The sequence below is a fragment of the Coprococcus hominis (ex Arizal et al. 2022) genome (assembly GCF_040094675.1).
In the GTDB taxonomy this organism is placed as follows: domain Bacteria; phylum Bacillota; class Clostridia; order Lachnospirales; family Lachnospiraceae; genus Coprococcus_C; species Coprococcus_C hominis.
The window spans coordinates 20,774-33,409 of sequence record NZ_JBBNHG010000032.1 but is presented as its reverse complement, the minus strand read 5'-3'; the positions used below and the strand labels follow the sequence as shown (position 1 = coordinate 33,409).

The window sequence follows — 12,636 nt, the reverse complement described above, 5'->3', positions numbered from 1 at the left end:
TACGAAAACGGAGGTATTTTTTATGCGAGAACTCAGAAACACCAAAATCATTGCTGTAGATCATGGCTACGGCAATATGAAAACAGCAAACACCGTCACCCCAACCGGCATCAAAGCCTATGAAACTGAACCAATCTTCACCGGGAATATTCTGGAATACAACGGCATTTACTACCGGATCGGCGAAGGACACAAAGAATTTATCCCGGATAAAGCTATAGACGAAGAATATTATCTTCTGACGCTAATGGCTATTGCAAGGGAACTGAATGTCTTTTCCATCCGTGAAGCAGATGTTCATCTGGCTGCCGGACTTCCTCTGACATGGATCAGAAATCAAAGAGAAGCTTTTCGTTCCTATCTGCTCCAGAATCCAGAAGTCCATTACCGTTTCAACGGCAAAGAATATCATCTCCGCTTTGTGGGATGTAGCCTTTACCCACAGGGATATCCGGCTATTGTAAACCACCTTGGAAATTTCAAGGGAACTAATCTCCTTGCAGATATCGGAAACGGAACCATGAACATTCTGTATATCAACAATAAGAAAGCTCAGGAGAGCCGATGCTGGACAGAAAAACTTGGTGTAAACCAATGCATGATTGCCGCAAAGAACGCTGTTCTGGACAAATTCGGAGTGAAAATTGAAGAATCCACAGTAGAACAGATTCTGCGGTTTGGAACCGCTGACATTTCAGCACCATATCTGGATTGTATCAGTTCTATTGCCAGACAGTATGTGGCAGAACTTTTTTCCACGCTCCGCAAATATGAATACAATCCTGACCTGATGCGCCTGTATGTGATTGGCGGTGGTGGATGCCTGATTCGTAACTTCGGAACGTATGACAAATCACGAGTCACCATCATTGATGACATCTGCGCCACCGCCAAAGGTTACGAATCTCTGGCTTATATGAGCCTGAAAAGGAGGGGATAAACCATGCAGAACAATATCCGCAACACCAACCTGCGCTTTAATCTGGGCAAAGAACAGCAGCGGAGAGCCTGGGAATATTTACAGACAATGGACAGGCAGGATTTTAAATCTTACAGTCAGGTAATCTCTCTTGCACTGGTAGATTATTTTGACCGCTACTACCGCACACAGGCTGATCCTTATCTGGAAACAAGAGAACGGGAAGAACTTTTTGTGAAACAGATTGTAGATGCAGTGGAAAACAGTCTGAAACAGGCATTGCCACTTTTTCTTTCCGGACTGACTGCAGGCATGGTGCAAAGGGAGCCCCAAATCAGGGCGTCCTTTCCAACACCTGAAAATTCGCAGCCAGATAGTGATGTAGACTGGGATTTTCTTGGAGAATAACTGATTGGAGGTGAACACATGACGGACTTTCTGACAGCAGACACCAACCTGCCATCTTATATGATGTTTCCCCGTTTTCTTCTGGACATGGAAATAAACGAAACTGCCAAAATGCTTTATATTATCCTGCTCGACCGGGCAAGGCTTTCCCAGAAAAATGAGGGCTGGTCAGATATCAATGGTCATGTGTTCATTTACTTTACAATTGAAGCACTGGCAGAAGTTCTCCATAAAAGCCAGATGACGGTTAAAACTGCTCTGGCAGTACTGGAAAAACAGGAGCTTATCTTCCGAAAACGGCAGGGACCCGGACAGCCCAATCGGATTTATGTAAAACTCCCAAAAGAAACCATCCACTATACAGACAGATTTCTTTCCCTAAGACAGACAGAAAACTGTCCTATTGACAGACAGGATTCTTTCCCTGATACAGACAGAAAACTGTCTGGTAATAAGAAAGAGATAAAAAAGAACAATTTAGAAAAAAGAGGGAGTAAGGAGCCACTCTCACCCTATGGAAAATTTCAAAATGTTTTTCTGTCAGAAAAAGAGCTGGAAGATATCCGACAGACAATCCCTGACTGGAAGGATTATATTGAACGCTTATCCGGTTATATGGCTTCTACCGGAAAGCAATACCAGAACCATGCAGCTACCATCATCAGCTGGGCAAGCCAGGATCATCCTGCTTCCCGGCAAAGAAATTACGAAAGTGAGGAATACGAAACATTATGACAAAATTTACAGAAAAAGCAACCGCTATAACACCAAACAGAGAGATTCAGCCTGATGAATATTTTAACGAAACAGACCACCTGATCTACTGTTCCAAATGCAATACGCCAAGACAATGCCGGCATGAATTACAGGGAAAGGTTCTTATTCCTTCCATCCGCTGTAAATGCCAGCAGGAAATCTTTGAGCAGGAAGAGGCCCAGAGAAAACTTCATGAAAAACAAATGGAAATAGAGCATCTTAAAACCAGCGGCTTACAGGACAAAGCACTCTATGACTAATTCCGCTGCCTATATAACCATACTTGCTTTCAGATAGAATAAATTTAACAACACATCTATATCAACTTGTCACAACCATTTTTCACAATCACTTTGATTCTATTTCATACTTCTTAAAAAGTTCGGGACATTATTATCAGTTACCACTCGTACCGTTTCCTAGGAAAACCTAATCCATGTATTCCTATTTCTTCACAAATTGAAGATAATATCTTTAATATTTCTTCCCTTGTTGAATCAAACCATATTGCCAAATCTCTGTCATAGAAACAATACATCACATCATCTTCTCCATATAATGAATATGCTCCAGTGTCTTTTGCAATTTTTAATCGTTTTCTTAGTGCAACCAACATATCACAAATTGTATTAAGCTTCTCCCGCCACTCTATATTTACAACAGACGATTTTCCGTCTGCTTTTTTTAAGATACTTCCGTCTCTGGTTCTAAGAACTCCCGTATTTAAAGCGATAATAGTATCCTCAATAGCCTTATCAAAATCTTCCATTCTTCCTTCTTGATATATTCTATCCTGAAATGCTGGACGATCAAAACATTGCACAAAGAACTTTATAAGTTCTTTATCTTCATGTTGCTCCTCTGCTGTTGCTTCTTCCAAATCAAGAACTGCCATTTGCTCTGAAATTTCCTTCCATTTTTTCAATTTAGCAATCGTATATCTATTCACATCTGAATCTATTAATTTTGAACACGACTGGCATAACCATATTCCATTTTCTGCTGATGCTCTCTCTTGAGACGTTATGTTCTCATCATACCTTGGTCCGCCTTTAGAAGCTGCTGTAATATGAGATGCAACTCCAATATTTATGATATTCTCTTTTCCTATTCCTGCTCCACGAGTTGCTTTTCTACAATTAGGATTGCTGCATTTCCATCCAACTCTATTAGCTAACAAATCCTTTGTTCTTTGTGAAAAATCATCTCTCATATAATTTTACCTCCACCTTACACTTTATCATCTTTAAATTTTCTATAATCAACGAAAAGCTCCCGAAAGAGCTTTCCATTACCTTAAATATACACTAATTCTTTTAACACAATCTCTTCTGCCCTACTACGAATACCATTTACCACTCTGACCCATTCCATCTGATCACGAGCTTTCAATTCTTCCGTAACACCTTGCTTCTCCATCATCTGACGCACCAGAATATCCATTCTCTCCTGCGCTTCATCGTCCACCGCATTCAGATGTTCTGTCAATCTGTCTTCCAACATATACAGTGAATACATTGCCGGACGATGCTCTTTCAGATATGTTTTCCGCAACATTCCGTATTTCCCATAATGCGGTTCTTCATCTGTACTGACAAGATTCGGATAGTAAATTCCGTCTGCGCCAAGTGTGTAGGTTCCACCCATTTTTTCAAATGTGCTTTTCATGTGTTATTCCTCCTTGAAATCAGCGATTTCCTTAGATCATCGCAAAATATTTCAGGGCAGCCTTGATAGCTTCTTCCTTCTCTTTCGGGCATTGTGGAACTCTTGCATTTTCTGATTTTGGAAGATTATAGTTTTCTCCCACTTCAATTCCACATTTGCGTTTTACCTGAGAAATATATAAACTTGAAACCTTCAAGCCAAATTCTTTCAGCACATAATCTTTGATTTCCTGATAGGTTGCTTTCAACTCGGCACTGGTGGCATCCAGCTCGTCCAGGTCTAAGTCTATCTCTATCGTGTCATCTGGTTTTTGTTGGGACAAAAGAACAACCGTCTCTACATGACTTGTCCTCGGAAACTGATCGACGCAACACACCTTATCCACGTGGTACCCGCGACGAATGATCGTCTCCAGGTCGCGTGCCAGCGAGGTCGGCTTGCAACTGATATAGACGATCTCGTCCACGCCAAATGCAAGGATTTTCTCCAGTGCTTTCGGATGAATCCCGTCCCGTGGCGGATCGACAATGATCAGATCCGGTTTCTCATCCACAAGGTCGATTGCCTTTAACACATCACCTGCGATGAATTCGCAGTTAGAAAGTCCATTTGCCTTTGCATTTTCCTTCGCTGCCTCGACCGCTTCCTCCACGATTTCGATTCCGATCACTTTCTTCGAAACCGCTGCCATCATCTGTGCGATCGTACCGGTTCCGCTATACAGATCGAACACGGTCTTGTCGCCGTCGAGCTTCACGCTGCCCCGCATAATATAATCGCGCGCCTTTTCATACAGCACCTCGCAGCCACCTGTGTTTGTCTGGAAGAATGAAAACGGCGAGATCTTGAATTTCAGTCCAAGTATTTCCTCTTCGATGTAATCCTGACCATATAGAAGCTCCATCCGATCGCTCTGCACGACATCGCCCAAAGCGTCATTTTCCGTGTACAGAATACCTGCAATACTTCCCGCAAATGCATCGGACTTCTCTAATTCTAACAGCATTTCTACGAACTCCTGAAGCAACTGTTTTACATCAAATCCATATGTGTCCCACTGTGTCGATGTTACCAGATTGATCAGGAACTGCCCATTTGCACGCGACTGGCGCACAACCAGATTCCGCAGGATTCCCTCGTGGCGCATCCGGTGAAAGAACGGCACATTTCGCCCGGAGAAAAACGCGAGTGTCGCCGTGAGTATGCGGCTCCAGTCTGCGCCAATAATCTCACATCCATCAACCGTCAGGATATCATAGAAGTTTCCCTTCTGATGTAATCCAAGTGCTAATGGACCATCCTTGTAGGCATCGCCAAATGTGAATTCCATTTTGTTCCGATACGCAGTCTGGCTCGGCGAACCAAGGATTCCTTCCCATTCATAATCCTTTGAATTGGAATCCTCCGCCAGAAGCACGCGGTCAAGTAATGCTTTTACCATGTCCGCTTTCAGCTTCAGCTGATTGTCATACGACATCGTCTGGTAGGCGCATCCACCACACGCACCAAAATAAGGGCAGGTCGGCTCTACATCCTCCAGCGGACTCCGCTCTAAGACTTCCAGCACCTTTCCCTCTGCCATACCGCTTTTCTTCTTTGTTACCATATATTTCACTTTCTGTCCCGGCAGGGCACCCTTGATCGTCACCTTGCGCTCGTCCACCTGAAAGCTTCCTTTGTTCGGGAAATCATAACGCTCGATGATTCCCTCGCATACATCACCTTTTTTCACTCGACTGTCTCCTCATCATTCGACATACCTTAATTCGTATGTCACTTCATCTTCATCGTCAATTTCCATCACCATATATGTGTAACGGTGATCTGCCTGCCGCGGCTTTGAAATGCTGCCCGGATTCAGGATTGTCACATCATCCGGATCCTCCTCCAGATATGGCACATGCGTGTGTCCATACATCGCGATATCGCAATCATTTTCCAATGCCGCAAACCGCAGCAGATCCAGCCGCATGTCCACCTGATACAGATGCCCGTGCGTTGCGAAGATACGATGTCCGCCAGCTTCGATCACATTTGCATTCAGAAGCTTCGCATCATAATCGGTATTTCCACGCACGATGTAGCATGGCACACCAGCCAGCGACTCAAGCTCCCGTGCATCCCCGACATCGCCCAGATGAATCAACATCTGGAATTCGCCGATTTCTTCCCGCACCTGCGCGATTGCAAGCTCCACGTTCTCATTTCGCCCATGCGAATCACTCATTATCAAAATCCGCAGCATAATTTCCTCCTTCGAGCCCTAACTACAGTACCTCGCGAATCTTTTCCAGCGCACGTCCCCGATGGCTGATCTTGTTCTTATCCTCCGGTGCCAGCTCCGCGGTCGTCTTTCCATATTCCGGCAGGAAGAAGATCGGATCATAGCCAAATCCATGTTCCCCGGCAGGCTGATGCGCGATCATACCCTCAATCACGCCGCGGCGTGTCGTCACCGTACCATCTGGAAATGCAGCCGCGATTGCGCATACGAACCGCGCTGTCCGCTCTTCCTCTTTCGCATCTGCAAGGGCATCAATAATCATCTGATTCTTGATGCTGTACGGCGTATCCTCGCCCTGCCATCTTGCAGAGTAAATACCCGGCGCGCCATCCATATAATCAACTTCCAAGCCACTGTCGTCGGCAAGAACCACACAGCCTTCCGCTTCCATTGTCTTACTGATAGCTGTCGCTTTGATGATCGCATTCTCCTCAAATGTCTTGCCATCCTCCACAATGTCTATATCTATGCCTGCTTCCTTCATAGACACAATCTCGTACCCACAATCCGCCAGAATCATGCGCACCTCCACCATCTTATTCGCATTACCAGTTGCAAAAATAATCTTCTTCATCTGCCTGTATCTCCTTTTTCCTTACTATTTCCGCTTGTTCGTAAACGCCTTCAAGCACACATTGCATTTCTCACTCGTCTCCGCCCGGTGCCACATCTCTCCATACAAACTGATGTAGCCCTCGCCGTCACTGATATCAAAGCTTGCCGTCCGCTCATCCGCATTGTACTCAATCGCGATCGGATGCACCGCGCCCGGCGTCTTGATCTTCACCACTACCGCATAACGTTCATTGTCATCGAGTTCGATTTCCTCCGGGAAATCCACCGTGTAATACCCGGCATACTGCATGCTGCCGGACGTCACAAGCTCCCGGTTCTTAAACGAGTCCACACCATCAAAATGCCGCACGACATACACTTCAAACTCCGTATCCTTATCCGTCGCATAGAAAGAAACGGCTGCCAGATTCTCATTTTTTCCTGCCTCGTAGACATTGGAAAAATACGCATCCTCCTTGGAGAAACCAAGCTGTCCAACCCAGCCAAGCTTATCCGTCTGGTAGATATTATCATAATTATCCTTGTCGCCAACCCGCGTGTAGACAACCGATTTCCGGCAGATCTTCGTATCATAATAGGATACATAAAAATATCCATCATCGCCGAATTCCTCGCCCCAGCTATTCTTGCAGATAAAGGCACCGTCACCCTCCGGCTGGATCGTGAAATTCTCCTTCGGGAAATTATCATCCCAGCCAACGACAACGACATCATGGTTCGGCGTCTCATCACCATCATAATAATACGCCGCATACTCACTCGAATAATACATGGAATAACTGTCCACATATTCCAGCGCCGAATAAATCGATGTCTCGATCGCGCCATACCGGAAAATCGCACTCTTGATCGTCTCGTCCTCACGCCCGTTGATGATCAGAGCCTCCTCCAAATGCTTCTCCGCGGTAAGATTCGGATCACTCATGCCATCGCCATATGGATCATCCTTCTCCAGCACCGGTCCCTGCCAAGCCGCCAGATACGCGATACTCATCGTATGCTCGCCGCCACTGTTCACATCCAGTGCATAACTGTTACACATCGACATGTGATCGACTGAGAAAATATCCTCCTCCATCGGAAGCAGCGTTGTCTCCAGCGCGCCAAGCGATGCAAATGCCCAGCATGTGCCGTACCGTCCCTGATCACGCACCGGTGACACGCGCCCATAATCACGCATATCGTATTTCTCCGGCAATGGCGTCTCATCCGGCAGCCGCGCCAGATCAACCCATTTCTGATCGACATAATAATCAACCTCGTAGCTCAAATACTCTGCGATCTTGTCAATCGGCACCATCAGCTTGTCCTCTGCCTCATCCACATAGACGGCATCGCCCAGCTCCACCTCGGTTTTCTTATTGACCGTTGCCTTGTCCGAACCCACGGCAAGTGAAATGCTGTTGTCGCCCTTCATGATCAGGACCGTTCCATCCGGGTATCGCTGCACGGAACACAAAAGCAGACTGCGCAGGAACTCGCCTTCCACCATCAAGTGCATGTTGTCACTCACGTAAAATGTGTAGCCAAACTCCTCCGTGCTTCCGCCGCCAACCGTGATGATCACATCATCCCCATTCATGCGGGAACGGATATTTGCCGCAAATGCATCGCTGCACGTCGCGAGCGCATCCGACTCATCAATCGTCTTGACCGGATTCCTTCCTAAAAAAAATGTAATTGTCACCAGCACTGCAACCAGCACTGGGAAAATCCAAAATCGTTTCAATGCTTAACGCTCTTTTCTACTGTTCTTTCGGCTCCTTATTCCTGGGTGGCTTCGGTCCCATAAACTGATAGAAATAGGACTTGATCATGCCGTTGTAAATCTTACGGTTTCGATCTGCCTTTCTTCCAATATATTTCTCCGCATCCTCATACGAAGTAATCAGGTACATTGACCAGTCTGGAAGGTTCGCGAAGCTCTCGCCGATTGTCTTGTACAGTGCCGGTAACGCTTCCTTTTCCTCCAACCGCTCGCCATATGGCGGATTCGTAATGATAAATCCATAATGCTTCGGATGGCGCAGATCCTTCACGTCACGCGCCTGAAAATGAATATAATCTCCGACACCGGCTGCCTTCGCATTCGCCTTCGCACATTTCACGATCTCCGGGTCTAAATCATAACCCTGAATATTCATCTGCACATCGCGGCGGATCATATCCTCCGCCTCATCGTACGCGTTATACCACACCTTCTTCGGCACGACCTTGCCCCAGCAATCAGCGGTGAACTCCCGCATCATGCCCGGCGCGATATTGGCACCGATCATCGCCGCCTCGATTGGAAATGTACCGCTGCCGCAGAATGGATCGACCAGCACACGATCCTTGTTCCACGGCGTCAGCATCAGAAGCGCTGCTGCCAGTGTCTCTGAAATCGGTGCCTTTCCGACAAGTGTCCGATATCCTCGTTTATGCAGGGACGTTCCCGATGTATCCAGACCAATCGACACCTGATCCTTGAAAATAAACACACGGATCGGATACTCGTCCCCATCTTCCTCGAACCGTTCCACGCGGTATGTCTGCTTCATGCGCTCCACAATCGCCTTCTTCACGATGGACTGAATCGCACTCGCAGAAAAAAGCGCACTCTTATTCGTTGTCGCCTTCGTCACCCAGAACTTTGCATCCCGCGGAAGAAACTCCTCCCACGGAATTGCCTTTGTCCCTTCAAACAGTTCATCAAAATCCGTAGCCCGGAAGCTACCCATCTTCAGCAGAATACGCTCTGCTGTCCGGATAAATATATTTGCACGGGCAATCGCTGTGACATCTCCGCGAAATGTGATTCTTCCGTCCTCCACAGTCACGATCTCATAGCCCAGATCTAATATCTCACGCTTTAGCACCGACTCCAAACCAAAATGGCACGGTGCGATCAATTCATACATATTTTCCATGCTTGTATTTTTGCCCTTTCTTCCCCTGTTCCGATTTTTGAACATACTTAGTTGTATTGTAAATTTATCTTTGTACGAAGTCAACAAAATCGAACAATTTATTCTTACATTTTGCACATGTAAATTTTACCAAATCCTGCTAATGCCGGGTTTTTGTCAGCGCCCCACGATACCCGGAGATTCCCCCAACCGTGTTGATGACCTTATACCCTTTCTCTGTCAATATTTTTGCAGCCAGTGTGCTGCCTCCCCCGTTTGCGCAATAAACCAATATCACTTTTCCTTTCGGAAGAGAAATATTGCCTGCCTGTATTTCTTCCAGAGGCAGATTTATCGCCATCGGAATGTGACTTTTCGCAAATTCTTCGCTCGTTCGAACGTCAACGATGATTCCTCCATAGTTAAGAGCCTCTCTCAGGATGTTCCGAATATTTATATTATGAAATCGCATCGCTCCGCCTCCTTTCTTCTTACTAATAGGATATGCGGAGCGTGCGGATTTGTGTCTGTGATTGCTTTCTGCTAGATGGTTTATTACAAAGAAAGAGGACCGCTAAACGGTCCTCTCGGAGGGGGTTTTTAGTAACAGTCTGTACTGTTACTTGAATTGTTTTTCTGGCTGTTCTTCTGACTATTCTTCATCTTGCTGTTTGAAGCTGTTTCCTTGTTTGTCTGATTGCTTCCTGTATAATTTGTCTGCTTGTTCTTCTGCTCGTTTGACTGATAATTTTTTTCTGCCATAACTAATCTCCTTTTTGCTTTGCAGGTTTCCCTGCATTTGTAATTGCTACATAGAGAAGTATACCCAGCCCACAGAATTTCATTCAGCCAAAATCAAGAAATTCACAAACGCAAGGCAAACACAGTTTCACGAATTACAATCCCTATCACAAACACAGGATTGCATCTAAGCAAACGTAAATCGGGTTGCGGATAATATTGATTTAATCGCAGACCATTGGAGCACAAGGCAGGAATAATTGCTTCAATGATTCGCTTTCAATAACGTAAATAGAGATGTCTATTGATATCAATTTATGCACAGACCGTTGAAGCACGCTGGCACTTAATGAGCGACGGTTCTCCGTCGCGAATTTAGTACCATTGCGTGCTGAACCGAGCGAAAGCGCGTCTGAGCATGAATTGAATATCATAGACATCTCTTTACCACTTTATTCCCTATGCGAATCACATTTATTGCAATTCATTCAAACTTGCAAACCGATACCCCTCTGCCTTCAGGTTTGCAATCACCTTTTCCAGCGCCCCAGCATTCGATGACGATACGTTGTGCATCAGAATGATTGCCCCGCTGTGATGATATTTATTGAAATGGTCGATCACGAAATCAACACCCGGCTGGTTATTCACATCGAAATCCATATATGCCATGCTCCAAAAAATAGTTTTGAAACCAAGGTCCTGGGTGATTGCCAGTGTCCGTGCGCTATACTCACCGCATGGCGGCCTTAAGTACGGGTCCATCGCATATCCCGTTGCCTCTTTCATATAATCCGCGCAACCATTGACCTCCTGCACAATCTCCTCATAGGACTTATCCGGCATGCATATATGGTAGATGGTATGATTTCCCACCTGATGTCCTTCCTCCTTCATTCGTTTCGCTATGGCAACATTATCCCGGATGTACGTCTGTGTCACGAAAAAGCACGCCGGAACATCTTCCTTCTTCAGGATATCCAGCATCTGCTCGGTATATCCATTCTCATACCCGCAGTCAAATGTCAGATAGACGACTTTTTCATTCTTCTTTGAAGCATTCTGATCCAAATAGTACGCGTCGTATTCGGAGATATCGATCGTGTCATCGCACCCGCTCGGTCCGTGGTTCATATCCCGCCGGAACCACCATGAAAGCTTGGTGTTATCAAGGCTTTGGTACGCCTCTTTTTCTTTCAAATGATTTTCAATCGGGTATGTCTGATACCGGCAGAAAACCTTCCTGCATTGGTCAAACATACTATGAATCGGCAAATCTCCATCCTCCTGCTCCGCATATCCTCCGGTTGTACCAGTCAACCCATCTTCCACATCACTCGTCGGATTCCCGGATGTATCCACTTGCTCTGATTCACTTCCATCCGCCTCCCCCGCGGATGCTCCATATGTAACAACACAAAAACTACCAACTACCAGAGAGATCAGAATCCCTGCAAGGCAAACCACTCCTTTCCATTTACAAACACAACGCGAACCATTTTTTGTTTCATTTCCTACATTATAGTTTCCCATCAAGAAAAGAACTCTGCCAAAAAGCGATTGAGCGTCTCCTCACTGGCGGCACTCTCTTTCTCCTGCATTGTCCCGCCTTCGGACTCTTCCCCGGATGCATCTGTCTGCGGTGATCCATCGTTGTCGGCATGTTCCCCTTTCTCCGCCGACATCTCCTGCTTCACTACAAAGGGACGTACCGCAGCCGCTGTCTGCTCTCGCGGTTTCGGAATCCGTTCCAGGTACCCGCGGATATTCGCTTTCAGGATTTCCACTTTATTATTTATAACCAATATATGATCAAGCACGAGCAAACATGCACATACTAAAATACTATTCGCTAAGAAAAACTGCATGTCCGGACTGCCTCTCCAGCTTGGATCGTAATACAGATACGCTCCTGCCATCGTGCCACAGACGACGAGCGACAACACGGTTCCGCTCCGGTTCCAGAATTCCATCGGGCGCGTCAGGAATTTTAACCCCCTCACAAAGCTTTCTGCATACGCCTCCTCATCGCCTCCGCACAGTCCAAAGCCTTTTTTGTTTTCATATTGCCGGCACATATTGCGAAGCTTCTTTCGTTTTGTCTCTCCCAGATTTGTCGATGCTCGCACCATTTTACTCATGTAAGCATTTGCCAGTATCTTCATAAGCACTCCTAACACGCCTAACCCCCATAGTATGTAGACCCCGGTTGAAACTTCCATGATTTTTTGCAGCATACAAAATCCCTCCATTAAGATTTTTTGGACCGACAGCCTTTTTTTCTCCTCACTGTCTGATGGCGATTATAGAGAAGGTGAACTTCAGAATGCAACCCCTGTTCGGTCGTAAAAATCCTTGTAAATGTGACAGAAAATATGGGTTTAAGGAACTTTATA

At 45.9% G+C, this 12,636-nt stretch carries 14 protein-coding genes and 1 pseudogene; 4 read left to right on the top strand and 11 right to left on the bottom strand.

The window, feature by feature from the left end:
• Positions 1-22 precede the first annotated feature (22 nt).
• From AAAT93_RS08355 to AAAT93_RS08340, 4 genes and pseudogenes are all read left to right on the top strand, one after another.
• The gene (locus tag AAAT93_RS08355; RefSeq protein WP_227573090.1) at positions 23-940 is read left to right on the top strand and encodes a ParM/StbA family protein; all 918 of its coding nucleotides are present in this window, start codon (positions 23-25) and stop codon (positions 938-940) included.
• 3 nt (positions 941-943) lie between these two features.
• Positions 944-1,327 carry a hypothetical protein gene (locus AAAT93_RS08350; protein ID WP_006858996.1) on the top strand — a complete coding sequence of 128 codons (384 nt, stop codon included), beginning with the start codon at positions 944-946 and terminating at the stop codon, positions 1,325-1,327.
• Between the two features lie 18 nt (positions 1,328-1,345).
• The gene (locus AAAT93_RS08345; RefSeq protein WP_117981933.1) at positions 1,346-2,062 is read left to right on the top strand and encodes a replication initiator protein A; all 717 of its coding nucleotides are present in this window, start codon (positions 1,346-1,348) and stop codon (positions 2,060-2,062) included.
• Positions 2,059-2,340, top strand: a pseudogene (locus AAAT93_RS08340) (ATP-binding protein); the annotation flags it as partial. The gene AAAT93_RS08345 and the pseudogene AAAT93_RS08340, both read left to right, overlap by 4 nt.
• A gap of 143 nt (positions 2,341-2,483) precedes the next feature.
• Here AAAT93_RS08340 and AAAT93_RS08335 read toward each other — a convergent pair.
• The 11 genes from AAAT93_RS08335 to AAAT93_RS08285 form a co-directional block, all read right to left on the bottom strand.
• The gene (locus tag AAAT93_RS08335; RefSeq protein ID WP_117591688.1) at positions 2,484-3,296 is read right to left on the bottom strand and encodes an HNH endonuclease; all 813 of its coding nucleotides are present in this window, start codon (positions 3,294-3,296) and stop codon (positions 2,484-2,486) included.
• A gap of 83 nt (positions 3,297-3,379) precedes the next feature.
• Positions 3,380-3,751 carry a TnpV protein gene (locus AAAT93_RS08330; protein ID WP_227573089.1) on the bottom strand — a complete coding sequence of 124 codons (372 nt, stop codon included), beginning with the start codon at positions 3,749-3,751 and terminating at the stop codon, positions 3,380-3,382.
• Positions 3,752-3,782: 31 nt separating this feature from the next.
• The gene (gene rlmD / locus AAAT93_RS08325; RefSeq protein ID WP_227573088.1) at positions 3,783-5,483 is read right to left on the bottom strand and encodes a 23S rRNA (uracil(1939)-C(5))-methyltransferase RlmD; all 1,701 of its coding nucleotides are present in this window, start codon (positions 5,481-5,483) and stop codon (positions 3,783-3,785) included.
• A 15-nt stretch (positions 5,484-5,498) separates the two neighbouring features.
• A complete protein-coding gene (locus tag AAAT93_RS08320; RefSeq protein ID WP_117781164.1) occupies positions 5,499-5,996 on the bottom strand; it encodes a YfcE family phosphodiesterase in 498 nt (165 codons plus the stop codon).
• Positions 5,997-6,018: 22 nt separating this feature from the next.
• On the bottom strand, positions 6,019-6,609 hold the full coding sequence (locus AAAT93_RS08315; protein ID WP_117781163.1) for an XTP/dITP diphosphatase: 591 nt from the start codon (positions 6,607-6,609) through the stop codon (positions 6,019-6,021).
• A gap of 24 nt (positions 6,610-6,633) precedes the next feature.
• Complete coding sequence (locus tag AAAT93_RS08310; RefSeq protein WP_227573087.1) at positions 6,634-8,340, bottom strand: lectin like domain-containing protein; 1,707 nt, start codon at positions 8,338-8,340, stop codon at positions 6,634-6,636.
• 16 nt (positions 8,341-8,356) lie between these two features.
• Positions 8,357-9,520, bottom strand: coding sequence for a THUMP domain-containing class I SAM-dependent RNA methyltransferase (locus AAAT93_RS08305; RefSeq protein WP_021984033.1), 1,164 nt, complete (start codon positions 9,518-9,520; stop codon positions 8,357-8,359).
• A 139-nt stretch (positions 9,521-9,659) separates the two neighbouring features.
• Entirely contained in the window at positions 9,660-9,971 is a 312-nt protein-coding gene (locus tag AAAT93_RS08300; RefSeq protein ID WP_021984032.1) for a rhodanese-like domain-containing protein, read from the bottom strand.
• Positions 9,972-10,099: 128 nt separating this feature from the next.
• Complete coding sequence (locus tag AAAT93_RS08295; protein ID WP_021984031.1) at positions 10,100-10,261, bottom strand: hypothetical protein; 162 nt, start codon at positions 10,259-10,261, stop codon at positions 10,100-10,102.
• Positions 10,262-10,714: 453 nt separating this feature from the next.
• Complete coding sequence (locus AAAT93_RS08290) at positions 10,715-11,773, bottom strand: polysaccharide deacetylase family protein (RefSeq protein ID WP_021984030.1); 1,059 nt, start codon at positions 11,771-11,773, stop codon at positions 10,715-10,717.
• Entirely contained in the window at positions 11,773-12,477 is a 705-nt protein-coding gene (locus AAAT93_RS08285; protein ID WP_021984029.1) for a hypothetical protein, read from the bottom strand. The genes AAAT93_RS08290 and AAAT93_RS08285 overlap by 1 nt, the downstream gene beginning before the upstream one ends.
• Positions 12,478-12,636: the final 159 nt, after the last annotated feature.

Bases quoted from the DNA above. Each gene is read 5' to 3' on its own strand.
- AAAT93_RS08355 (WP_227573090.1), top strand. From the start codon at position 23: ATGCGAGAACTCAGAAACACCAAAATCATTGCTGTAGATCATGGCTAC.
- AAAT93_RS08350 (WP_006858996.1), top strand. From the start codon at position 944: ATGCAGAACAATATCCGCAACACCAACCTGCGCTTTAATCTGGGCAAA.
- AAAT93_RS08345 (WP_117981933.1), top strand. From the start codon at position 1,346: ATGACGGACTTTCTGACAGCAGACACCAACCTGCCATCTTATATGATG.
- AAAT93_RS08335 (WP_117591688.1), bottom strand. From the start codon at position 3,296: ATGAGAGATGATTTTTCACAAAGAACAAAGGATTTGTTAGCTAATAGA.
- AAAT93_RS08330 (WP_227573089.1), bottom strand. From the start codon at position 3,751: ATGAAAAGCACATTTGAAAAAATGGGTGGAACCTACACACTTGGCGCA.
- AAAT93_RS08320 (WP_117781164.1), bottom strand. From the start codon at position 5,996: ATGCTGCGGATTTTGATAATGAGTGATTCGCATGGGCGAAATGAGAAC.
- AAAT93_RS08315 (WP_117781163.1), bottom strand. From the start codon at position 6,609: ATGAAGAAGATTATTTTTGCAACTGGTAATGCGAATAAGATGGTGGAG.
- AAAT93_RS08305 (WP_021984033.1), bottom strand. From the start codon at position 9,520: ATGGAAAATATGTATGAATTGATCGCACCGTGCCATTTTGGTTTGGAG.
- AAAT93_RS08300 (WP_021984032.1), bottom strand. From the start codon at position 9,971: ATGCGATTTCATAATATAAATATTCGGAACATCCTGAGAGAGGCTCTT.
- AAAT93_RS08295 (WP_021984031.1), bottom strand. From the start codon at position 10,261: ATGGCAGAAAAAAATTATCAGTCAAACGAGCAGAAGAACAAGCAGACA.
- AAAT93_RS08290 (WP_021984030.1), bottom strand. From the start codon at position 11,773: ATGGGAAACTATAATGTAGGAAATGAAACAAAAAATGGTTCGCGTTGT.
- AAAT93_RS08285 (WP_021984029.1), bottom strand. From the start codon at position 12,477: ATGCTGCAAAAAATCATGGAAGTTTCAACCGGGGTCTACATACTATGG.